Genomic DNA, 22438 nt, shown 5'->3' on the forward strand with positions numbered 1-22438 from the left:
TCTTGTGCGTATCTCGTATCTCGTGAAGCGTATTTCGTGAATGCAGTTAGTCGTCTTTCTTCACGCTTCACGTCCATTCCTACTGCGGTCCCTTGAACGTCGCTTTCAAGTACGCCATCACGTCGGCCACCCCCTGCTGGCCGATGGTGAGCCCCCAGTAGGGCATGTTGGCGGATTTGCCCATGGCGGCGCCCCCGTGATTGATCATGTTGTACAGATATTCGACCGACACCTGATTGAAGTCGATATTCGCATGGATCGCCGGTTTGGGCTCCAGGCCCGAGGCGGCCGGCCCATCGCCCTTTCCCTTCGCCCCATGGCACTGCGCGCAATATTCTTTGTAGATCACTTTGCCGCGGCCCACGCTGGCTTTGCCGAACTCAGGTGCCGTCCAGGGTTCATAATATTTGAAACCCGGCACGCCCTGCACTGCCAGAAACCCAAGCACCGCGCGCAGTTGCGGATCGGTCGCATCGGCCAGGAATTCTCCGCTGTGCGGCGCGAAATCCTGTGGGTTCAATCCGAACCGATACAGCCAATCCATATTGTACCGCCGGCCGGCCCTTTCCAAGGCCACGCTCTGCGGGCCGCCGATCAATTTGCCCTGCTCTTCGATGGTATGACAGCCGAGACAGGCGTGCGCCTTGTACGCCACGCCGCCGAACGAGGCTTCGAACTTGGTCACCTTGGCGACGTCGAACGCGCCGACTTTCACGCGCGGATCCTTGTTGTGTTTGTCGAAGTAGTCGGCGATCGCCTCCGCCTCCGATTCCGTGACGACCGGATGCTTCATCGGCCCTTCGCTGAGATCCCAGCGGTAGCCTTTGGCGTAGAGCGGCGGCTCCTTGCCGGTCAGCCAGCGGATGAGCCACGGCCGCTGGTACTTGCTGCCGGCCCAGATGAGATCGGGCGCGCGCAAGTTGAACCGGGAATCGGGCCGGCCTTCCAGGCGATGGCATTGGACGCAGGCCTGCTGGAGCAATTCCTTCGCGCGCGGCTGACCACCGCCCAGCAACAGACGCGGGAACGACATCACGCCGACCACAGCGACGACCGCGACCCCGATGAGCGCCGGCCTGTTCAGACCCTGCATAATTACTCCTTTCGTAAATCACCCCATCTCCTCACTGCTCTGCCAGCCACGCATGGATGTCCGCGATGTCCTGATGGCTCAACGCCGAACCCCAGGCCGGCATGGGACCACGACCGTGCAACACCGTTTCCCAGAACAGGTCCTCGTGTTTGAGGATCGGATTCTTCGCGAGCTTCGGCCCCATGCCGCCCATCGCGCCGCTGCCATGGCACGCCTGGCAGTTGTGCGCGAAGAGAGCGGCGCCGCGGCCCGCCACGCCGGCGACCGGGCCCTCCGACGTGTCGCCAGGGGCCAACGGCTCCGCCTTCCCATGATCCAGTTCGACAGGCGCGAGCTGCTCGGGGGCACCGGGGTGATAGCGCGCCGACAAATACCGCACGAGCAGAGCCGCCTCCTCGGGCGACACCTGGGCCCCCCACTGCACCATCTTGTCGACCGTCGCCATCCAGCGATCGCGCGGCAGCCGCTGTTGCGTGATCAAATCAGGGCTATGGCAGACCGAGCAACGGGCGGCGATCAAGCCTTCCGCCCGCGGCGCCCATGCGGCGCCGAGCGTCGTCAGGTCGTCCTCTTGCGCCCAGGTGCTCAGCACGAGAGCCAAGAAGCCGGCAACGATCATCAGCGCGTCGACTCTTCCCTTCTTACGCTTCACGCCTTATGCCTTACGTTTCACGCTTCTCTCTTCACGCTTCACGAAGACGGGGACAGGCACCGCCGGGGACGGCGGAGCCAGTCCCCTTTAAGCCGTCACCTCGACGGTGATGCGATCCCAGCCGTTCCATAAAAACCCGCTGGGATTCCACGGGCTCATGGCCGGCTGCACCTCCCCCCGCGCATCCGTCGCGCGACAGAGGATGGTGTACCGCCCGGGCTTCTTGGCCTGCCAGACGAATTGCCATTGCCTCCAGGCATACGGCTGTTCGCGTCCCAACAGCCGTACAGGCTCCCAGGTTCGGCCTTCATCCAAGGAGATGTCCACCCGGACGACCGGCGCGGTGCCGGCCCATGCGACGCCTTGGATCGTCACCGCGCGGGCCGGCATCGTCTCCCCATCGTGAGGCGCCACGATCAGCGATTTGACGACCATCTCCTCTACCGGCACGGACGGCCCGCCGGCCGTTTCGCCGGGCCTCACCGGCATGGCCGGCACGCGATACGCCGTCTGCATGTAGTACCCCTGCGCTTCGTCCGCCTCCACGTCGATCTCCGTCAGCCATTTGATGCAGGACTCCGCCATCCAGCCCGGCGTCAGCACGCGCAGCGGCGCGCCGTGCAGCAAGGGAAGGGGACGCCCGTTCATCTCGTAGGCGAGGATCGTGTCCGGATGCAGCGCCTTCTCCACCGGAATGCTGCGGACGAAGAGCGGCACCGTCTCCACCACCGGCCGATCGGCGCCCTTGAACCGCACGTGCTTCCCGCCGCTCCGTATCGCGCAGCGCCGCAGCACGTCGCGCAGCCGCACCCCCGTCCATTCCGCATTGCCGACCGCGCCGCGCTCCCATTGCACGCCGGGCGTCCGGGGTCGATAGAAGGCTCGGCCGTTCCCGCTGCATTGCAGCACCGCCGTCACCCTCACCGCCTCCATCCGCCGCAGGTCCGCCAGTCGAAACTCCTGCGGCTGGTCGACCAAACCTCCCACCCGCACGGTCCACCGGTCTTCGGAGATCGTGTCGGGCGGAGGCGGCCCAAAATGGCTCCTCACGAAAAACCGATGCGCCGGCGTCAGAAACGACGCGAACTCGCGCACGGGCGTTTCCGCGTCATACGGCCTGGTCACGCGGGCGATGAGGGGTCCCGTGGCGCTCCGGCCCGCCTCGTCGTGCGCCGCCTGCGCGGACGGCGACGCCCGATGGACCACGAACGCAGCCGCCAGGCCTTGCCACAGCCGCTCCAATAGATCCCGCCGCGACCGGATCATGATGCGCTCTTCGCGTCGTGTGGCGGAGGCGGATTCAGCGTGATGCCGACGGTCGGCGCCACCGCGATCGACTGATGGACCGTGCAGCCGTGAGCCACCTTCAAGAGCCGTTCTTTCTGCTCCGCCGTGATCCGATGCGGCAGATGAATCGCCAACGACACGGATCCCACCCGATGCGGCCCCTCCGCCATCTCCCATTCGGCCTCGACCCGCAGTCCGTCGCAGTGGATGCGATGCCGCGCGCAGAACCGGCCGACGAAATAGCCCACGCAGCCGGCCAACGACCCGACGAACAGCTCGACCGGACTCATGCCGGCGTCATGCCCGCCGTCTTCGACCGGTTGGTCCGTCACCACGCGATGCGAGCCGCTCGTGATGTCATAGCGTGTACCGCCGTGATAGGTGACCGAGAGTTTCATAGGTTCCTCCTCGGCTCGGGCAGCCGCATCGCCAACCACAGGCAGGCGAGACTCAAGGGCAGCGCGAGCGCCAGGCCCGGCACGCCCAAGGAGCCATGGAGCGTGATCCCGCCGAAGCGGCCGAGCGCAAACAGGGCCCCTTCCAATTCCGGAACCAGAAACGCGAAGGCCAACGCGCCGAACAATCCACCGGCGATCGTCAGCCAGGCATCGGGTTTTCCTTCCGCCGCAGCGGCCAGGGCCGTGCCGGGACAGTAGCCGGTGAGGGCGAATCCCACGCCGAAGATGGCGCCGGCGATGACGACGCCTGGCAGATACAGATCCTTCACCTTCATGTGCGCCGCGCCGAACGCATCCAACAGATGCACCCCGAGCAGCCCGACACCGATCGCCGCCAGGATCAGTTTGATGATGGTCCAGTCCTTGAGCCGCAGCGCGTCGGTGATCTTCGTATGACTCGACGCGCCGGACAGTTGGAGTAGCGCTCCGAACGCGGCGCCGAGCGCAAGTCCCGCCCATGCGGTCATACCCGCCCTCCCTCGCCGTAGAGCCAGCGCGCGGTCAGCACCGCGCTCGCGAAGAGCGCCGCGGAAAACAGGATCGAGCTGACCGCGAGTTGCGACACTCCGCTGATCATGTGGCCGGAGGTACAGCCTCCTCCGAAACGGGCGCCGAACAAGAGCAGAAATCCTCCGACGAAGGACCACCACAACCGGCGAGCGGGCGAAGCCCCGAAGCGGCGGGACCATTCCTCCGGCACCACTCTGGTCGTGAATCGTTTCGTCGTCCAGGCGGCGAGGAATGCCCCGAGCGGGATGCCGGCCACGAAGAAGAACTCATAGGTGGCCAAGGTCCAGGCTCCGCCCGCCTCCATCAAATAGGCGCTGTGTTCGGCCAGCTCAGGAAACAGCGCATGCAGCACCACACCGTCCAGCACCACGTACTGCGTCGAGACGCCGATCGGCTGCACCAACGCGACGGCGATCAAGAGGACAAACCCGATGCCGAGGCCGCCGGCCCACCAGGGGAGCGCGGGAACCGCACGTTGTTCGTCATGCGTCATTGGTAACCCCGCTCGCTTGTGAAATCTTGTTCACCTACGTACCGGTCTCGTTTGCCTGGTTTGTCCGGTTTGTTTGGTTCAACCAAAGAAACAAAACAAACCATCGAACCATTCAACCTCTCAGTACGGCGCATCCGCCGGCTTGCCGCCGTTCGGCCAGTCGCGCTGTTTGTCGGGAAAGTCCGGGCGCGGCTGTTGATTGATGTACGCCGCGACGTCGAACGCCTCGTCGTCCGTGATCGACCAGCCCCATCCGCGCGGCATATTGGCCTTGATGAACGAAGCCGCCACACTCACGCGCGCCATGCCAGCGGCGATGTTGTACGAGCGCGGGCCCCACACCGGCGGCGCCGCCATCGTCCCCTGGCCGTCCATTCCATGGCAGAGCGCGCATTTCGCCGCGTAGACCTGCTTCCCGTTCGCCGCAGCCGGCGGGCGGGAAGGCGCGAGACGCGGAATGCCGCGCCACGGCACGTCGCTTTCACGCGGCACGTTCTGCGACAGCCACTCGATGTAGGCCACGACCGCCTGCAGCTTGGAGCTGTCCGGCGGCAGCGGTTTGCCGTTCAGGCTGCGCTCGAAACATTCGTTGATCCGATCGGCCAGGCTCATTCGACGGCCGGCGCGGGCGCGATACTCGGGATAGAGTTTCGCCAGGCCGACGAACGAGGCGGCGTTCGGATTCAAGCCGGCGTCGAGATGGCAGTTGGTGCAATTCAACGCATTGCCCACATAGGGCTTCCCGTAGTCCTGCGTGCGCGCCACGATCTCGTAGCCGAGCCGAATCTGTTCGCCGCGGAGATCGCCGGGAATGGAATCGGGAGACGGAGGGAGAAACAGGGCATCGAGCGAGGCAGGCTTCGAGGCCGTCAGGCGTGGCGGCGGCTCAGGCGTCTCCTGCGATCCCGCGCAGCCGGTCAGCGTGCCGAAGAGGAGCCAGACAACGATTCGTCGCATGATGCCCCACCCTTGCGATAAGTCCGACCTTCTCGCCAGATTACTCCTCACGCGTCGCTCGTCACTTCTTCAAACTCAGCATATAGCTCGTCAGGTCGTTCAGTTGCTGATCGTCCAGCGGGAACTTCGGCATGAACGAACCCGGCGAGACGGATTGCGGATCGCGGAAATGCTTCAGGTGCCACTCGCGATCCGGCCTGGTGTCGCCGACGAACGACAAGTCCGGGGCGACCGCCCCCCCTTCGCCGTGAATGCGATGGCAGCCGGCGCAGCCGAATTGCGCATAGAGCGCCTTGCCGCGCGCCACCGCCGGATCCACCCGCGGCACCGCGTAGAGGCTGGAAATGGAAACCCCGAGCAGGGAAAAGACGACCAGCAGGAACAGCGCCCCCGCCGACAGGGCGATCGGGCGCTTGACCGGATGGCGGGACGGATTTTGATCGATGAAGGGCCACAACAACATGATGAGCACGACCAGCAGCGGCAGCACCCAGGTCGCCAGCGGTTCGAGCGGGCCGTGCACGTACTTCAGCAATTCGTAGTAGAAGAGAAAGTACCATTCGGGGACCGGCACGAAGCTCGTGTCGGAAGGGTCCGCCTTATCGGTCAACGGCAGCGGGACGGCGACAGCCAGCGCCGCGACGATCAGAAAGACGCCCAGCATCACGACCGCGTCCATGTAGACTTGGCGCGGGTAGAACGGCTCCTGCCGCAACTCCGCGCGCCGGTCGGTCCACGGGCCCGCCGGCCCCACCCGGCGCAGGATGAAGAGGTGGGCCGCCACGAGCAGCACCAGCGACGCGGGGAGGAACAGCACGTGCACCGCGAAGAAGCGCGACAACGTCAAGGCCCCCAACTGGTCGCCGCCCCGCATGACGCGCATCAGAAACTCGCCGACGAGCGGGATCGTGCCCACCATGTTGATGCCGATCTGCGTCGCCCAGTAGGCGGTTTGATCCCACGGCAGCAAGTATCCGGTGAACGCGAAGGCCATGACCAGCAGGAACAGCCCGACGCCCACCATCCACATCAGCTCGCGCGGCGGCTTGTAGGCGCCGTAAAGAAACGTCTGCAGCATGTGGAGCCCGATCGCGACGACCATCGCCGACGCGCCCCAATGATGCAGGCCCCGCACGAAGCCGCCGAACGCGACGTGCTGCTCGATGAACTGAATGCTGTCGTACGCGTGATCCGGCGTCGGCGCGTAGTAGACCGCCAAAAACATGCCGGTGATCGCCTGCAGGACGAACAAAAACAACGTGGCGGAGCCGAACACGTAGATCCAACTGGCCCCGCCGGGGATCGGCTCGTCCAGCAGTGTTTCTTGAACCGGCTGGAGCCGCAGACGGCTGTCGAGCCAGGTGTAGAATCGGGACGGCATCTCAAAAATGTCTATCTGGTGCCTGGTCTATCCGGTCTGTCTCGTCTCCTGACCAGACAGACCGGATAGACTGAATAGACGAGACAGACCGCTTCACAGTTCCACCTGTCGCGGCAGACCCGCTTTGAATTCCTTGTAGACGATCAGCAATCGCCCGTTCTCGACCTTGCTGGGCAACCGATCGAGGGGACGCGGCGCTGGACCGCCCAGGACTTCCCCGGAGATCGAAAATTTGCTCAAGTGACAGGGGCATTCGAAGCGACGGTCCACCGGATCCCAGGTATAGCCGCAGCCCAGATGCGTGCACATGGGTGCATACACGGTGACGCCGCCCTCGCCCTGTTTGACCGCCCACACGGCCTTCCGAATGCGCGATTCCATGTAGCCGTCGCGCGCCGTCGTCACATACTCCAACTGCGCGGGTTCTCCGTCCGGCAGGCGGTCCACCGGGCCGATGTCGGTCCACTGGCCTTCCCGCCGTTTCAGAGCCGGCGAGACGACATAGCCGGCCAGTGGAACCGCCAGTCCAAGACCGATGACAGAGACGGCGAACGCCGTCATGCGGCGGAAAAATCCCCGGCGCCCCTCCGGCGTTTGTTGCAGCGCTTCACGCTTCACGTTTCACGCTTCACATCCTTCGCCGCACAGGTATTGATGCCGAAGAGCGCCCACGCCGGGCAGAAGCCGATCGCCCCGGTGACGAGCGCGACCGTGCCGACGATCAGCGCCGCGGCCATCCCGCCGACCGGCAGCCCTCCGAACGCTCCGATGCCGATGAGGATAATCCCGACCACCATGCGAATCGGCCGCTCGATGCCCCCCACATTACAGGTCATAACGCGCCTCCTTGCGATGTGCCCTTACGGACACGTCCTTTCCCCTTTGAGACATGCCGGCGGTAAGGGATTCACCGCTCCCTCTCCTCCACACGGACATCGAACCTCAAACTTCGAACTATTCGTGGCGGCCGAGCGTCCGCACGTAGGCCAGCACGTCGCGGCCCTCCTCATCGGAGAACCGAAACCGCCACGCGGGCATGTTGGGCTTCCCTTCGTGAATCGTCTTCAGCAATTCGGCATCCGACCGCGCGGCGGTGGAGGGCCCGGTCAGATCCGCCGGCCTCGGGCCCAACAGACGGTAGCCGTCTCCCTGTCCGCCCGTCCCGTGGCAACCCGTACAGTACTTGACGAAGAGGACCTTGCCCTTTCGCGCATCGCCTGCGGACGCATCGCCTCTCGCGGCGATCGGCGCCATGGTGAGTATCGTGCCCGCAGCACAAACCGCCAACCCAATGCCGATCACGACTTCTCTCATCGATTTCTCCATACGTGTGTCATCAACGACATTGTGAGGACGTTGCGAGCGGAATGCCATGATGGGGTTGATAAATTTATCTTGTGACACAAGGAGTTACCCTCTTCGTTTTCTGAGCGGCCGGAACGGCGCCGGGAAGTGGCGAGAAATGCGCCATAGGGAATTTATGGAAGTGGCGCAGGATGCGACAGTGAGGACTTCCGTGACGAGGAACTTCTTGATTCGGCGATTGGACGATCGAAACAACCCACTGAGTCCATTCTGAGGGGGTTTACTTGACCAAATCACCAGATCATCAAATCACCATTGCACGTCACGGCTTGATGTAGGCCCAGCCCTGCTCCTGCCGTTCCATGAGGCGCACCATGGCGGGCACGGTATCGCCCACCCCCTCGATGAGGTCGCTTCGCGTGAGGCGCAGGGCTTTCATCGTGTTGGAACAGGCCGTGTACTGCACACCGAACTCGGCGTGCAGCTTGGCCAGATCCCCGCCGAATGCCGTCTTATTCTTCGTCAGGAGGTTCAAGCCGGCGCCGTGGGCGACCACTTCGAGCGCCAGCCGCTCTCGTCCCAGCTCCTGATAGAGATTGCGAATGTTGCTTAAGACGCCCCGCTGGACCTGTTCGTCTCCGGAGTTGACATGCATGACGATACGATGACGCGTCACCGCGTCAGACTCTGCGATGGCAGATCCGGAGGATGGAAGCACCGCCGCCAGCAGGACTCCCAGTACCATCCGCTCGATCATGTTCGACCTCCTCAGATATGGAATGTCGAACTATCCCATACCGGACGCCGGGATGCCAGCCTGCGGCAGGACCGAGCGGAGCGCGTCAGGAGCCGGCGTTTTCAATATCGACGCCCAAGCCGATCCAGGCCCGCAGGAGATCGTGCCGTGTGATCGAATAGCCCACCGTCCCGTTCCGGACGACGGGGAGATTCAGGAGGCGCTTTTCCTCCATCAGCTTCACGGCTTCTTCGATCGTGGTGGACTCGGTCACGGCGATGCGATCGTTCGCCATAATGTCTTCGGCCCGCAACCGGCTGAGATCACGCTGGGCCTGGAGCGCGCGGAGGATATCGAATTCGCTGACGAAGCCGATGAACACGTTCTGCTCGTCCACGACGGGCGCCCCCGGGGTATGCGATGTGAGCAACTCAACGGCGATCCCGAGCGCGTTCTGGCCCTTGCGAAACACCAGGTCGTTGGTGGGATGGATCTGTCCGATCGTCTTCAATCCGCCGGCCGGTACGCCGGGCATGGTTTGAGTGGGCATGGAACCTCCTTGCAAAGTACAAAGGACGATTTGGTGATTTGGCGAAGGAGCGGATCGGGGTCTTCACTTCACCGATTCACCAAATCGCGACATTACAAATTTTTACTACGCCACCGGCACGTCGAGCAGGTACACTTCTCCCTGCATGTCCGAATGCAGATCGCAGTGGAACGGAAAGCTGCCTTGATGCGGCACGATCAAGCGCAACGACACCGTCTTCCCGGGCCCGATGTGGACGCCGTCGATGCCCCGGCCGTAGAAGTCGATCCCTTCGCCTTCGCCTTCCACCGCCAATCCTTTCAACATCGGAGACGTAAAGCCGTGCCGGATATTGTCGTCGTTATGAATGACGATGACCAGAGGCAGCTCCGCGCGAATCGGCATCGTCTTGGTTTTCAGAAACGTCGCGTCCTGGATCGTGATTTCGACGCGTTGCTCCTCCGGTTCGATGGCGGACACGCGCGCCTCCGCTCCCGCGAGCAGCCCCAGAGACAGACTCACACCCCACATCCCACCGCGCGACGGGAACCTCAGACGCATGTCTCACTCCATTTCGTTGGATACGCATCGCTCGCACCGATCCATTCCATATCGACATCCCAGGCGCTGAAAGGCCACTAGGGTGTTCCCTAGGCTTTCGAAGGGTGTAGCGGGGCGCCTCCACTTTCTACAGGGCCGCGGAGGCAAAACGCGTCATTCTTCGCCGGCGTACCGGCGCCGATCGCGCGGCGCATCGTCGCAACTCGGCTCCGGATCACGAGTCGTCCTGCACCCCGTCGCAGCCGGAAGTCGATGGCACTTTTCCTGCTTAGTAATTACCCTCCCGGGACTCATCCCGTCGGCGAACCGCAGAAGCAGATGCGGTTTGGAAAGGAGCCGTATGGAAGACCACCTTGTCCTCTCCTCATCGGCCCGTCGATCGACGGGCGATCACACACACGCCGCCTCCCAGCCGGTGGCGGTCGAAGGACCGGTGCATCGTGTGTTGATTGTGGATGATCATGCCGCCATGCGGGCCTGTCTACGGTCGCTGGTGGAAGACCACCCGGACATGGCCGTCATCGGCGAAGCGGCCAGCGGCGAAGAAGCCGTCACGCTCGCCAACCGGCTTCAGCCGGACGTCGTCCTTATGGATGTGCGGCTGCCGCGGCTCGACGGCGTCGAGGCGACCCGGCGCATCCGGCGCCAGATGCCGGCGCCCGTCGTGATCGGTCTCACGGTCCATTGGACTCCGGCGATGGAAGCGGACATGTGGGACGCCGGCGCGGCGGACTGCCTCTCCAAAGCCGAGGCGGCGGAGCGGCTCCACGCGGCGATCCTCGCCGCGCGCAGGCCCCCTCATCACCCTGCGGCGCCGCCGACCCATCGGCCCACATAGTAGGTCGCCGCGATCACGGCGAGCGCGATCAGCAGGTGCTCGCCGACGATCATCCACGGCGAGAGCCGCTGCGACCGGGCCATGAGCCAGCTGAAGAGGGCGAGCAGCCCCAGGCCCCACAGGATGCTGAGCGTCACCGCCTGCGCCAACGGAAACAGGAGCACCGGCAGGGCGAACGACGCGGCGCTGAGGAATTTCACGGCGAAGGTCGCGGCGGTGGATTCCCAGACGTGGGTCGAGCCGCGGTTGTGTGCTTCTTCGGTGATGTGGATGCCGAGCGCATCCGAGAGGGCGTCGGCCACCGCGATCGTCAGAATGCCGCCCAGGACCGCGGCCCGCGATTGCGTGCCGGCGTGCAGCCCGACCAACAAGCCGAGCGTCGTGATCACCCCCGACGTCAACCCGAAGCTCACTCCCGTCTTGATCGAGGGTTTCATGGGCTCCGGCGGGCGCGCGGTCAGGTCTTGTCGAGAATGGCTTTCAGTTCGGTGCCGCTGATCGTCTCGCTGGCCAGCAATCGCTGCGCGCCTTCGATCACCGCCGCCTTCTTCTCCGCCAGGAGACGGCTGACCCGGGCATACTGCTCATCGATGATCCGCCGGACTTCGCAGTCCACTTCGCGCGCCGTCTCTTCCGAATAATCGCCCTTTTCCTGCGGGGGCTGAATCTGCACGAACTGCGGCTGCCGCTCCCGCTCCAAGGTGATCGTGCCGAGCTTCTCGCTCATGCCGTAGGCCTTCACCATGCTTTTGGCGATGTCCGTGGCTTTGACCAGATCGTTCTGCGCCCCGGTGGACGCTTCGCCGAACATCAGCTCTTCGGCGATCCGCCCGCCCAGCAGCACGGCGATCTTGTTTTCCAGCTCCGACTTCGTCATGAGAAAGCGGTCTTCCGTCGGCAGCTGCAGCGTGTAGCCGAGCGCGGCGATCCCGCGCGGGATGATCGAGATCTTCTGCACCGGATCGGAGCCCGGCAGCGAGAGCGCCACCACCGCGTGCCCCGTCTCATGGTAGGCCACCCGCTCTTTCTCCATCTTGTTGAGCACGCGGTTCTTCTTTTCCAGGCCGGCGATCACCCGCTCCACCGCCTCCTGCAGCTCGGACGAGCCGACCTGATCCTTCCCCCGGCGCACGGCGAGCAATGCCGCTTCGTTGATGACGTTCGCGAGGTCCGCGCCGGAAAACCCGGGCGTCATCCCCGCGACCATGTCCAGATCGGCGTCGGGCGCGAGCGCCACATGCTTGGCATGCACGCGGAGAATCGCCAGGCGACCTTTTTTGTCGGGCCGGTCCACCAGCACGTGCCGATCGAACCGGCCGGCGCGCAACAGCGCGGGGTCCAGAATTTCCGGCCGGTTGGTCGCGGCCATGAGAATGACGCCGATGCGCGGATCGAACCCGTCCATCTCGACCAGCAGTTGGTTCAAGGTCTGTTCGCGCTCCTCGTGGGCCATCGGTCCCATGCCGCGCGCCTTGCCCAAGGCGTCCAGCTCATCGATGAAAATGATGCAGGGGGCTTTGCCCTTGGCTTGCTCGAACAGATCGCGGACCCGCGCCGCGCCGACGCCCACGAACATCTCCACGAACTCCGAGCCGCTGATGCTGAAGAACGGCACGCCCGCTTCGCCGGCGACGGCGCGCGCCAGCAGGGTCTTGCCCGTCCCCGGCGGGCCGACGAGCAGGATGCCTTTCGGGATTTTGCCGCCCAGCTTGGTGAATTTTTCCGGCGTCTTCAGAAACTCGATGATCTCCCGAAGCTCGTCTTTCGCTTCGTCCACCCCGGCCACGTCGGCGAAGGTCACTTTGACGTCCTGCTCCATGTAGATCTTGGCCTTGGATTGGCCCACCCGCATGAAGCCGCCTTGAGCCTGCTGCCCCAATCGTTGGATCAGAAAGAACCAGATCCCGACGAAGACCAGGGCGGGCACCACCCACGACAGGAGGTCCCGCCAGAACGTGCTCTCGATGACGCCGGTAAATTTCACCCCGTGCTGCTGGAGGTCGCGGACCAGCTCGGGATCTTCCACCCGGACGGTCGAAAAGAGCCTGCCCTCCTTGGCGTCCTCCGCCGGCTTCAGTTTGCCCGTGAGCGTCTGCCCGCTCACGGCCACTTCCGCCACCCGTCCGTCGGACACCAGCGTCTTGAACTCGCTGTAGGGCAGCTCCTCCACCTTCTGCACGGCCACGACGAAGTCGTGGATGAGAATCACCGCCCAGATGGCGAGCAAGACGTACCAGATGGAAAAAGAGACCTTCTTGTTCACGGCTGAGCCCCCGCCTTCAGGCCATGTTTAATGCTGAATGTGCAACGATCGATTACAGCCAGTGGGAACAAGAGACCGACAGTGACATTTAACATTGAAGAGTGAGCGTGGAGCAAGCCACATACGGGAGGGGGGTGGCGCTCTAGAACATGAAATAGAGTCCCGCCCCCACCGATTCGACCTTCTGCGCGAAGAACTGCCCGTAGGGATTGAAGCCGTGATAGTAGTTCACCAGAATGCGGAAGCGCCGGAACGCGCCGGCGCGCGACCATTCCAGGCCGGCGACGACGTTCGTGTTGATGATCCAATGCAGCTCCTCGATGGACTTGAAGTCGGCCGCCAGCACCGGCGTCACGAGCAATTGGTCGTAGAACGCGCCGAGGACCCGCGAACGCGTGGTCGGCCCGCGCGCTTCGAACCCCCACTGCGCCCGATTGCGGTCGAACGACGCCGGTTCGCGGTGCATGAGGTAGCCGCCGCCCGCATAGACGCGCAGCCGGCGGTAGTCGTAGGAGACGATCGCCTCGATTTCTTCGTAGCTGAAATTCAGCCGGTTGAAGCCGGCGCGGCCCAGGAGAAACTCATCGCCGACGTGGCTGCTCTGGTGAAAGTACCGCACCCTGGTGGACCAGTCGCCGGACCGCCAGGTGACGGGAAAGCCGACGACGAAGTCCGTATTGATCAGCTCGGTGGACGGCGCATCCATGTTGAACTGGGAAAACACGCCCGTCAGCAGGCCGAACTGCCACCCGTTGCAGCCTTCGCGTTTCGTGTACAGGCCGAAGTTCTCGCCCAGCGCAACGGAACCCACATTGGCCGCCGTCCCCTCGGTGCGCGCGCGCGCGAATTGCCACGTCGCAAAAAACTGCGGCTGCTTGGGATCGGCGATGAGCGGGCGGAAGACGTCGTCGACGGGAAACACCACGGCCGCCGCGTCCTCCACCTCGGCATGCGCATAGCGGCAATCCACGGGAACCGGCTTCGGATCCGGCTTCTCCTCCGCGATCACCGGGGGTGTCGAGGTGAAGGCGAGCACCAACAGCACCGCAACCCCCAGCGCGACTCGCGAGCTCCCTAGGGCCGTCCGATCCGTCTGCATGGCGCGGTAGACTACGGTTCTGACGGTGGAGTTTGCAAGGTGACCGGCCGAACAGCCGGATCAACCCCGGCTGATCAGCCGGGGTTGATCCGCCCGTCGACATGCCGTAGACTTTGGCCTCTGACTTAGGTGGAGGTACGCAATCGGATCCTCGCTTCGATCATGTTTGTCCTCCCGACCCTTCTTTTGGACACCGCCACTTCTGGTTCCCCTAGACCGGCCGTTTCGGATCCGGTGGTTAGCGCCATGCGACCGGGTCTCATTCTTGCTGGCAAGGGAAGGGCCCGTTCAGCCGGGAGGACCGAAGCAGAGGCGCCGTCGGATTGCCGCGCGCGTGCGGCGGTTCGCAGGAGAAGCATTGTGCTCTATTCCCTCGAATCGTTTTCGATCTTGGAGATGACCGAATGTGCCGCGGCGCTGCGGCAAGAGGGCGCCGCCGCGGCGTCTGCGGAAGACGCGGCGCAACGGATGGCCGACTATCTCTACCGGCACCTGGGTGACCGCCGCAGCGGGAGGCCGCAATGCGCGCTCGTCCGCTGCTTCCTCACACGGCCCTACCGGGAGCTGGACCCGGGGGCGCAGGAGCGGGTCCGCGACCTGCTCGGCGGAACGCCGCCGTCGCCTGACCTGCTCTGCCTCGCACTCATGGGGACAGCCGGCGCGCGGCCCGAATGGAACGCACGCGAGCAATCCCGGCACTATCGCGCCATCCCCCTGGCCGGCCGCGGGTTCGTCGCGCAGTTTCCCATGTTCTCGCAACTGCTCAAGCAACTGGGCGTGGGATTTACGCCCGACCCGCCGAACAGCGCCGACATCCTCATCGAGGCGCCGGACAGCACCTTCAATGTCTTTTACGTCCCCGTGGCCCACGGGAGTCCTTACGTGCCGGTTCAGGACGAGTTCGTCATGCCGTACGGCGTCGAGTCGGTGTTGGGATTCGGCGCCGTCCTCGCGCCGCAGGAATTCTTCGTCGTGGTGCTCTTTACAAACGTGCCGATCACGCGCGAGACGGCCGAGCTGTTCAGACCCTTGGCCCTCAGCGCCAAACTGGCGCTCCTGCCGTTCAGCCGGCCGGAGCCGAGCCGCACGGTCATCCGCGTCCAGCACCGGCCTTCGCCCTGGGAATCCAAGGCGGAAACCCTCGAACAGCTGCTCCTCCTGCACGAACGAACCGTGGCCGAGCATGCGGAGCGGAACCGGCGGGCTCAGGATGCACTTCGCGCCAAAGACGAACAATACCGCTTGCTGGTCATGCAGGCGAACGATATCCTGTATCGGACGGACCCGATAGGACGCCTCACCCTGGTGAATCCCACCGCGACGCGCATTACGCAATATACCGAGGACGAGTTGCTGGGGCGGCGTTTCACGGAGTTGATCCGGCCGGATCGGCGCGACGAAGCCGAACGCTTCTACGGCCGGCAATTCGTCCGCAAGCGGCGGAACACCTATCATGAGTTGCCGGTCGTCGCGAAGGACGGGAGCGAGGTGTGGATCGGTCAGCACGTGCAGCTGCTGGAGGAAGGCGGTCAGGTCGTGGGCTTTCAGGCGGTGGCCCGAGATATTACGGAGCGCAAAGCGGCCGAAGAGCGGCTGCGCCGGTCGGAGCAGCGGCTGCGGGAACGCATGGAGGAAGTCCGGCTGTTGAGCGGGCGCCTCGCCACGGTGCAGGAAGAGGAGCGAACGCGCATCGCTCGGGAGCTCCATGACGAGTTGGGCGTGCGGTTGTCCTGCATGAAGATCGATTTGGCTTCGTTGCTTTCCAGCGCGCAAGCGCTGGCGGAGTCCGCCCCCCGCACCCAGATGACGGATCGCATGCGCGGGATGGTCGTCCAAGTCGAGGAGACGATCGCCGCCGTCCACCGGCTGGTCAGCGAATTGCGGCCCGCGATCCTCGACGATTTGGGGCTCGTCGCCGCCATCGACTGGCAATGCCAGGACTTCCAGAATCGGACGAAGATCGTCTGCACCTTCACCGCCGGTTCGGAAGAGATCGCGCTGGAGCCGGAGCAGGCCACGGCGCTCTTTCGGATCTGCCAGGAAGCGCTCACGAACATCGCGCGCCATGCCCGCGCCACCGCGGCCACCGTGCGGTTGGACCGCACCGACGACGGCGTGCGGCTCGAAGCGGCCGACAACGGCGTCGGCATTCCGGAAGAAAAGATCGCCGCACGCCAGTCGCTGGGTTTGTTGGGCATGCGGGAACGCTTGGCGCGGTTCGGCGGGGAGCTGTCGATACAAGGGACGCCGGGGCGGGGCACGGTCGTGGTCGCGACGCTGCCGCGGCTGCCGCCAGATCCGAGCGAGGGCTCCCGATGATGCGTATCCTGATCGCCGACGATTTTCCGCTGTTCCGGCTCGGCGTGCGCGAGCTGCTGAGCCGCGGGTTGACGGGCGCGCGCACGGGCGAGGCCGGCGACTTCCACCAGATGCTGGAGCTGCTGCGCCGCAAGCCATGGGATCTCCTCATCATGGACATCACCATGCCGGGCATGACGGGATTGGCGGCGCTGAAGCAGGTGAAACAGGAGTTCCCGGCCCTGCCGGTCGTCATCCTGAGCCAGCATCCCGAAGAACAGTACGCCATTCGGATGTTCAAGGCCGGCGCCGACGCCTACATCACGAAGGCCATGGCGCCGGAAGAGCTGGTCAAAGCGATTCAGAAGGTCCGCGGGGGCGGAAAGTACGTCAGCTCCTCGCTCGGCGAAACCTTGGCCCTCTCGGTCCGAACCAACGTGGAACGTCCTCCGCACGAAACCTTATCTGACCGCGAGTACGAAGTCCTGTGCCTCTTCGGCACCGGCAAGACGGTCGGAGAGATCGCGGAATCCACCCACCTCAGCGTGACGACCATCAGCACCTACCGCTCCCGCATCCTTGAAAAGATGCGCCTCAAAACGACGGCCGAGCTGACGCGCTATGCGATCGAACACCGCCTCTCCCTCTAGCAAGTCACATGTGATGATGAGGTGAAGTACGAAGTGGCGGGCTGAGAATTCCTTCGATCCCGGACTGTCCGGCACTTCACCACTTCACCCAATCACTCAATCGCTACATTCCCTTGGTCCAAACAGATCTAGGCTGTCGTCGGAATGAGGACAGCGCGCTGGGCGACATTCGACAGGCGAATCCTACATTCTTCGATAGTGCCGACCCTCGTATCCCGATATATCTCCTCCTCACACGACACCCGTAAACCCCAAAACGGATTCCAGACGACCAGCAGGAGGGAAGGCCGATGAGAACGCGACACGCAGGCGGACGGACCCGCGTCATGATCGTGGAAGAGGATTGGGACTATGGGATCCGGCTCGCCGATTGGCTGGCGGCCGACGGGTATCAGCCGGTGCTCGTCCGCTCGCTCGACGCCGCGCTGACGGAGCTGGGCGACGTGCTTCCGCAGGCCTTGGTGGTGGGCATTGGGTCGGTGAACCCGCATCCCTCGATTGCCGCCGTGAAGACTCTGCTGCGCCTCAACGCGCGCTGCCCGCGCGTCCCGGTCATCGCAGTAGTGGATCAGGCGCGCGACGCCGTGGTTCCGGTCCTCATCCGGCGCACGGCACGCCGGTGTGTGACCAAGACGGCGGCCTTCGCGGAGATCGGCAATCTGCTGCGCGCCGAACGCCGGTTGGCGGAGGGCGCGACGCTTCGGAACGACCGGCCGAGTGCGATGGCGGACGGCGCCGGGCAATCGCGGCAGCCGTACGAACACGTGATGGAAGCGTAGCCATGACGCCCATGGAGTCTCAATCGGCCGGCGTGACCGGGCGTCCCGTGACGGGGACTCGGGATACGGGCATCATCGTGCTCTCCACCTCCCTCGCCGTTCTGCACATCAACAGCCGAGCGCTGGAGTTGCTGCAGGAGTGGTATCCGGAGCAGAGGCAGCGTCCGCTCGCGATGCCGCCGCCGATCGTGCAGCTCGCTTCGGAACTGCTCGCGCAGAAGCGGGAGCGCTCGGCCGCGGGCGAACAGGAGCGGGTGATCAGCCGCTCGTGGAGGAGCGACCCGCCGGACACGGTCGTCGTCAGAGGGTTCACCCTCCGCACATCGCAGGAATGCCGCGATCGCGTTCTTCTCTTGATCGCCCGGCAACGCTCATCCGATCTGTATGCACCGACACGGAGGACCCTGAAACCGTCCGTTCGGCAGGACAGAGAGCCACACGGCGTCACGAGCACGTGAGGCGCCCGGTGAGCGCGCGGCCGGACTTCGGCATCCTCACGCTTGAAAGGAGACGTTCCATGTCCCGAGTATTTGTCGACGGGCTGCCAGCCACGGTACGCCCCCAAGATCTCGTCGCCCTTCTCGCGCCGTTCGGAGCCGTCGAGCGGGTCGACCTCCGCGACAACGCCACGGCGGTCCGCTACGCGTTTGTCGATATGACGCCGGACCGGGCCGCCGGCGAAGCCGAACGGACGCTCAACCGATCACGCTTCCAAGGCCGCACGATTTCGGTGCTGAAAGTGGAGGGCGGTTCGGCCGGCGGCAGCGAACCGGTCGGCGGGCCTCCGGACGGAGACGGGACCCGGCGCACGACCGGCTCGTCCTGTCTGCCGTTCTAGGTGAAGGCTCGTCGCCACGCAGCGTCTCCACCAACTCCTTCTTGCCAGAGTGAAGGAATAGACGAAGAACAGCACGATCGGCAGATCGCGAAACAGCTGGATCATTTCCTTGCGGGTCATCACGAACAACCGCCGCCACCAGACGGCCGCGCGCGACCGAGGTTCATACGGCCGCCGCTCCCGCGCCGGCCGGCTTCCTCTTCCACCTGGGTTTTCATGTCGCCCGGCAGCGTACCGGACGAACGATGGGGCATTTGGGGGCAACTTCCTCCCGGGCGGATGCCGCCAATTACCCCAGGTGCATGGCTCTTCCCGCGCGGCGTGCCGCGCGGCAGGCCGGATAATTCCCTGTGCAGTGAGCTCTAGAAGGAAGTAGAGACCGGTTCGGTCGGCTGCAGAGCGGCTTGTTCGTCCCGAGAGGCCGTGCAGGACGGCGCTGCTGTCGGATGCGCGCCGATGACATGGTAATAGAGCACCGGGATGACGACGAGCGTCAGTAAGGTCGACGCCCCGACGCCGAAGAGCAGCGACACGGCGAGCCCCTGAAAAATGGGGTCGAGGATGATCACGAAGGCGCCGACCATCAGGGCCGCGGCGGTGAGTAAGATGGGCCTGGTCCGGATCACGCCGGCTTTGATGACCGCTTCGCGCAGCGGGACGCCGGCCAACTCTTCGAGTTGAATGAAATCCACCAGCAAAATCGAGTTACGGACGATGATTCCCGCCAGCGCGATAAAGCCGATCATCGAGGTCGCCGTAAAATACGACGCGGTGAGCCAGTGCCCGGGCAGGATGCCGATGAGCGTGAGCGGGATCGGCGCCATGATGACGAGCGGCGTCAGGAACGACTGGAACTGCCCGACGATGAGCAGATAGATGAGCAGCATCGCGACGGCGAACGCGAGGCCCATGTCGCGGAATGTCTCATAGGTGATCTGCCATTCACCGTCCCATTTGAGGCTCACGCGCTCTTCCGACCAAGGCTGCGCCGCATAATATTGTTCCACCCGGTAGCCTTCCGGCGGGCGGTAGTGCTCCAGTTGCCGGCCGGCCCCCAAGACCCCGTAGACCGGGCTTTCGGCCTGCTCGGCTCCCGGCCCGCCGACATCGCCCACGACGTAGACCACGGGCTTTTGATTCTTGTGATAGATGGCCTTGTCCTGGATCGTCTGTTCGACCGTGAGCAGTTCCGACAACTGCACGATGCCGCCGGTGTTGGTCCGCAGGCCGATTTCGCCGATGTGCTCGAGCCCGGTGCGCTCCGCGAGTGGAAGGCGGAGCATGATTGGGACGGAGCTCTTTTCTTGTGGAATGTGGACCAAGCCGACCGGCGTACCTTGCACCGCCATGCGGAGCGTCCGGACGATGTCCTCGGAGGGAATGCCGGCCAGCGCCGCCTTGGCCCGGTCCACGGTAAACACATATTTCACCTGATCGGCTTCGATGTAATCGTCCACGTCGACGACGCCCGGCGTCGCCTCGAAGAGCTTCCGCACATCCCGCGCGACGGCGATCTGTTTGGCATAGTCCGGCCCATACACTTCCGCCACCAACACCGACTGCACCGGCGGGCCCGGCGGCACCTCGACGATCTTCACGTTGGCGCCGTGCCGGCGGCCGATCTCGGTGACCTCCGGACGCAGCCGCTTGGCGATCTCATGGCTCTGAGCGGAGCGCTCGTCTTTCGGCAGGAGATTGATCTGCATGTCCGCTTCATGCGGCTGGTCGCGGAGATAATAGTGCCGGACCAATCCGTTGAAGTTGAACGGTGAGGCCGTGCCGACATAGGCCTGATAATCGCGGACCTCCGGCACGGTCGCCACATAGCGCCCGAGCGCCTGGGTCACGCGGGCCGTTTCTTCCAACGTGGTGCCTTCGGGCATGTCGATGACGAGCTGGACCTCGCTCTTGTTGTCGAAGGGCAGCATCTTCACGACGACGTGGCGCGTATAGAATAAGAGCGCCGACACTGCCAGCAGGAGCGCGACCACGCCGAGAAACGCCGAGGCCAGAATCGGATGCGCCAGCAGCGGCGACAAGAGCCGGCGATACCACCGCGCCGCCCCCCCTTGCTCGTTCGCTTCATGATCGGCGCCTTTCATAATCGTCCCGGCCCGATAACAGGTCCGGCAGAACCAGGGGATGACCACGAAGGCCACGAGCAGGGAGAAGAACATCGCGATGGAGGCGTTCACCGGGATCGGCCGCATGTAGGGTCCCATCAGACCGGAGACGAAGGCCATCGGGAGCAGCGCCGCGATGACGGTGAAGGTCGCCAGGATGGTCGGGTTGCCGACTTCGTCCACCGCTCGGATCGCCGCTTCGTCATGCGGCCGCCGCCGCATCGTCAAATGCCGGTAGGTGTTCTCCACCACGACGATCGCGTCGTCCACCAGAATGCCGATGGAAAAGATGAGCGCAAACAGCGTGACGCGGTTGATCGTGTAGCCGATCAGCATCGAGGTAAAAAGCGTGAGGGCCAACGTCAGGGGGATGGCGATGGACACGACGAAAGCCGGACGGGGGCCGAGGGCGATCCCCAGAAAGGCCACCACCGCCAGGATGGCGACCAGCAGGTGCCATAACAGCTCGTTGGCTTTCTCCTGCGCGGTTTCGCCGTAGTTCCTCGTCACGGTCACGCGCACGTCGCCCGGAACGGCCAGGCCTTTCATGTCCTCGACTTTTCGAATCACTCCGTCGGCCACCGTGACGGCATTGGTGCCGGCCTGTTTGGCAATGGCGACGGTGACGGCGGGCCACTCTACCCCGTTACCCCTTACCCCGCTTGACCCTTGCCCTTCGCCGTGCCAGACATAGCTCGCCGCTTCGGCGGGTCCGTCCATCACCTCGGCCACCTGGCGGAGATACACCGGCCGTTGGTCGCTGACGCCGACGACCAGCGATTCCACGTCCTCCTTCGAGCGGATGAACCGGCCGGTTTCGACGAGGAAACTTTGGTTGCGGCTTTCGAACCGACCGGTCGGGAGCGCCTGGTTTTCTCCTTGAATGACGGCACCGACTTGTAGCGGTGTCAACCCGTACGCTTTCAGCCTTGCCGGATCGATCTGCACCCGCAACTCCCTGGTCCGGCCGCCGACGATGAAGCCGGCCGACGTGCCGGGCACCTTCTTCACTTCTTCCAACACCTGCTCGGCGAGCTGATGGAGCTCAAACTCGCCATAGCGCCCGCTGGAGAGCGTGAGGGTCACGATGGGCACGTCGTTCACGTCTTTCGGCTTGACGAGAAACGGAGCGGCTCCCGGCGGGAGAAGATCCTGGTTGGACATGAGCTTGTCGTACAGATCGACGAGGCTCGCTTCCATCGGCTGGCCGACGTAGAAGCGGACGATGATCAATGCACCGCCGGGCCGCGAGATGGAGTAGACGTACTCTACGCCCTTGATCTCGGAGATCTTCCGCTCGAACGGCTTGGTCAGCTGCTCTTCGACGACTTTGGCCGCTGCACCGGGAAAAGGCAACCAGACATCGGCCATGGGGACGATGATCTGCGGCTCTTCTTCACGCGGGGTGATCAGCACGGCGAACAGGCCGAGCAGCAGCGCGCCCAGCATGATCAGCGGCGTCAGCTTGCTGCCGATGAAGAGGGCGGCGATGCGGCCGGACAGGCCGGGGCGATATGGAGGGTTGGAAGTCATTGGTCATTGGGGGAGAGGAAAAGGTGAGGGGGGAACGATTGATGAATCAACCACC

Annotated in this window: 24 protein-coding genes; 6 read left to right on the plus strand and 18 right to left on the minus strand. The window is 64.3% G+C overall.

Features of this window, described 5'->3' with window-relative positions:
* Nucleotides 1–79: 79 nt before the first annotated feature.
* The 14 genes from NITMOv2_RS18140 to NITMOv2_RS18205 all read right to left on the minus strand — a co-directional run bounded on the left by NITMOv2_RS18140 (nucleotide 80) and on the right by NITMOv2_RS18205 (nucleotide 9962).
* The gene (locus NITMOv2_RS18140) at nucleotides 80–1093 is read right to left on the minus strand and encodes a c-type cytochrome (protein WP_053381209.1); all 1014 of its coding nucleotides are present in this window, start codon (nucleotides 1091–1093) and stop codon (nucleotides 80–82) included.
* Between the two features lie 31 nt (nucleotides 1094–1124).
* Entirely contained in the window at nucleotides 1125–1745 is a 621-nt protein-coding gene (locus tag NITMOv2_RS18145) for a c-type cytochrome (RefSeq protein WP_145976417.1), read from the minus strand.
* 87 nt (nucleotides 1746–1832) lie between these two features.
* The gene (locus NITMOv2_RS18150) at nucleotides 1833–3011 is read right to left on the minus strand and encodes a sulfite oxidase (protein WP_053381211.1); all 1179 of its coding nucleotides are present in this window, start codon (nucleotides 3009–3011) and stop codon (nucleotides 1833–1835) included.
* Nucleotides 3008–3430, minus strand: coding sequence for an OsmC family protein (locus NITMOv2_RS18155; protein ID WP_053381212.1), 423 nt, complete (start codon nucleotides 3428–3430; stop codon nucleotides 3008–3010). The genes NITMOv2_RS18150 and NITMOv2_RS18155 overlap by 4 nt, the downstream gene beginning before the upstream one ends.
* Nucleotides 3427–3957 (minus strand): YeeE/YedE thiosulfate transporter family protein, encoded by a 531-nt coding sequence (locus NITMOv2_RS18160; protein WP_053381213.1) that lies wholly within the window; start codon nucleotides 3955–3957, stop codon nucleotides 3427–3429. Before NITMOv2_RS18160 ends, NITMOv2_RS18155 begins: the two co-directional genes overlap by 4 nt.
* Nucleotides 3954–4493, minus strand: coding sequence for a YeeE/YedE thiosulfate transporter family protein (locus NITMOv2_RS18165; protein WP_053381214.1), 540 nt, complete (start codon nucleotides 4491–4493; stop codon nucleotides 3954–3956). The genes NITMOv2_RS18160 and NITMOv2_RS18165 overlap by 4 nt, the downstream gene beginning before the upstream one ends.
* 120 nt (nucleotides 4494–4613) lie before the next feature.
* Nucleotides 4614–5450, minus strand: a complete 837-nt coding sequence (locus NITMOv2_RS18170; protein ID WP_053381215.1) for a c-type cytochrome — start codon at nucleotides 5448–5450, stop codon at nucleotides 4614–4616.
* 61 nt (nucleotides 5451–5511) lie between these two features.
* On the minus strand, nucleotides 5512–6831 hold the full coding sequence (locus NITMOv2_RS18175; protein WP_053381216.1) for a cytochrome b N-terminal domain-containing protein: 1320 nt from the start codon (nucleotides 6829–6831) through the stop codon (nucleotides 5512–5514).
* 93 nt (nucleotides 6832–6924) lie between these two features.
* Nucleotides 6925–7449: a QcrA and Rieske domain-containing protein gene (locus NITMOv2_RS18180; protein ID WP_053381217.1), complete on the minus strand. Its 525-nt coding sequence runs from the start codon at nucleotides 7447–7449 to the stop codon at nucleotides 6925–6927.
* A complete protein-coding gene (locus NITMOv2_RS18185; protein ID WP_053381218.1) occupies nucleotides 7446–7667 on the minus strand; it encodes a YgaP family membrane protein in 222 nt (73 codons plus the stop codon). The genes NITMOv2_RS18180 and NITMOv2_RS18185 overlap by 4 nt, the downstream gene beginning before the upstream one ends.
* 118 nt (nucleotides 7668–7785) lie before the next feature.
* Nucleotides 7786–8145 carry a c-type cytochrome gene (locus NITMOv2_RS18190; RefSeq protein WP_187299261.1) on the minus strand — a complete coding sequence of 120 codons (360 nt, stop codon included), beginning with the start codon at nucleotides 8143–8145 and terminating at the stop codon, nucleotides 7786–7788.
* Nucleotides 8146–8458: 313 nt separating this feature from the next.
* On the minus strand, nucleotides 8459–8893 hold the full coding sequence (locus NITMOv2_RS18195) for a DsrE family protein (protein WP_053381220.1): 435 nt from the start codon (nucleotides 8891–8893) through the stop codon (nucleotides 8459–8461).
* Nucleotides 8894–8978: 85 nt separating this feature from the next.
* Nucleotides 8979–9422, minus strand: a complete 444-nt coding sequence (locus NITMOv2_RS18200) for a CBS domain-containing protein (RefSeq protein WP_053381221.1) — start codon at nucleotides 9420–9422, stop codon at nucleotides 8979–8981.
* Between the two features lie 105 nt (nucleotides 9423–9527).
* Nucleotides 9528–9962 carry a cupredoxin domain-containing protein gene (locus tag NITMOv2_RS18205; protein ID WP_145976418.1) on the minus strand — a complete coding sequence of 145 codons (435 nt, stop codon included), beginning with the start codon at nucleotides 9960–9962 and terminating at the stop codon, nucleotides 9528–9530.
* Between the two features lie 340 nt (nucleotides 9963–10302).
* On the opposite strand from NITMOv2_RS18205, the gene NITMOv2_RS18210 reads away from it, so the two are divergent.
* A complete protein-coding gene (locus NITMOv2_RS18210) occupies nucleotides 10303–10800 on the plus strand; it encodes a response regulator (protein ID WP_053381223.1) in 498 nt (165 codons plus the stop codon).
* Here the strand turns inward: NITMOv2_RS18210 and NITMOv2_RS18215 are convergent.
* The 3 genes from NITMOv2_RS18215 to NITMOv2_RS18225 form a co-directional block, all read right to left on the minus strand.
* Nucleotides 10764–11237 carry a VIT1/CCC1 transporter family protein gene (locus NITMOv2_RS18215; protein ID WP_053381224.1) on the minus strand — a complete coding sequence of 158 codons (474 nt, stop codon included), beginning with the start codon at nucleotides 11235–11237 and terminating at the stop codon, nucleotides 10764–10766. The genes NITMOv2_RS18210 and NITMOv2_RS18215 overlap by 37 nt on opposite strands.
* A 20-nt stretch (nucleotides 11238–11257) precedes the next feature.
* Complete coding sequence (gene ftsH, locus NITMOv2_RS18220; RefSeq protein ID WP_053381225.1) at nucleotides 11258–13063, minus strand: ATP-dependent zinc metalloprotease FtsH; 1806 nt, start codon at nucleotides 13061–13063, stop codon at nucleotides 11258–11260.
* A gap of 142 nt (nucleotides 13064–13205) precedes the next feature.
* On the minus strand, nucleotides 13206–14162 hold the full coding sequence (locus NITMOv2_RS18225; RefSeq protein ID WP_083448173.1) for a DUF1207 domain-containing protein: 957 nt from the start codon (nucleotides 14160–14162) through the stop codon (nucleotides 13206–13208).
* Nucleotides 14163–14522: 360 nt separating this feature from the next.
* Between NITMOv2_RS18225 and NITMOv2_RS18230 the strand changes: the two genes are divergently transcribed.
* The 5 genes from NITMOv2_RS18230 (at nucleotide 14523) to NITMOv2_RS24090 (ending at nucleotide 18727) form a co-directional block, all read left to right on the plus strand.
* Complete coding sequence (locus tag NITMOv2_RS18230; RefSeq protein WP_053381227.1) at nucleotides 14523–16481, plus strand: PAS domain-containing sensor histidine kinase; 1959 nt, start codon at nucleotides 14523–14525, stop codon at nucleotides 16479–16481.
* On the plus strand, nucleotides 16478–17110 hold the full coding sequence (locus tag NITMOv2_RS18235; protein ID WP_053381228.1) for a response regulator transcription factor: 633 nt from the start codon (nucleotides 16478–16480) through the stop codon (nucleotides 17108–17110). Before NITMOv2_RS18230 ends, NITMOv2_RS18235 begins: the two co-directional genes overlap by 4 nt.
* 290 nt (nucleotides 17111–17400) lie before the next feature.
* The gene (locus tag NITMOv2_RS18240) at nucleotides 17401–17889 is read left to right on the plus strand and encodes a DNA-binding transcriptional response regulator (RefSeq protein ID WP_145976419.1); all 489 of its coding nucleotides are present in this window, start codon (nucleotides 17401–17403) and stop codon (nucleotides 17887–17889) included.
* Nucleotides 17890–17891: 2 nt separating this feature from the next.
* Nucleotides 17892–18347 carry a hypothetical protein gene (locus tag NITMOv2_RS24085; protein ID WP_053381230.1) on the plus strand — a complete coding sequence of 152 codons (456 nt, stop codon included), beginning with the start codon at nucleotides 17892–17894 and terminating at the stop codon, nucleotides 18345–18347.
* 59 nt (nucleotides 18348–18406) lie between these two features.
* The gene (locus NITMOv2_RS24090; RefSeq protein WP_053381231.1) at nucleotides 18407–18727 is read left to right on the plus strand and encodes an RNA recognition motif domain-containing protein; all 321 of its coding nucleotides are present in this window, start codon (nucleotides 18407–18409) and stop codon (nucleotides 18725–18727) included.
* A gap of 362 nt (nucleotides 18728–19089) precedes the next feature.
* Here NITMOv2_RS24090 and NITMOv2_RS18255 read toward each other — a convergent pair whose 3' ends face one another.
* Nucleotides 19090–22383, minus strand: coding sequence for an efflux RND transporter permease subunit (locus NITMOv2_RS18255; protein ID WP_053381232.1), 3294 nt, complete (start codon nucleotides 22381–22383; stop codon nucleotides 19090–19092).
* Nucleotides 22384–22438: the final 55 nt, after the last annotated feature.

It is taken from the genome of Nitrospira moscoviensis (assembly GCF_001273775.1).
In the GTDB taxonomy this organism is placed as follows: domain Bacteria; phylum Nitrospirota; class Nitrospiria; order Nitrospirales; family Nitrospiraceae; genus Nitrospira_D; species Nitrospira_D moscoviensis.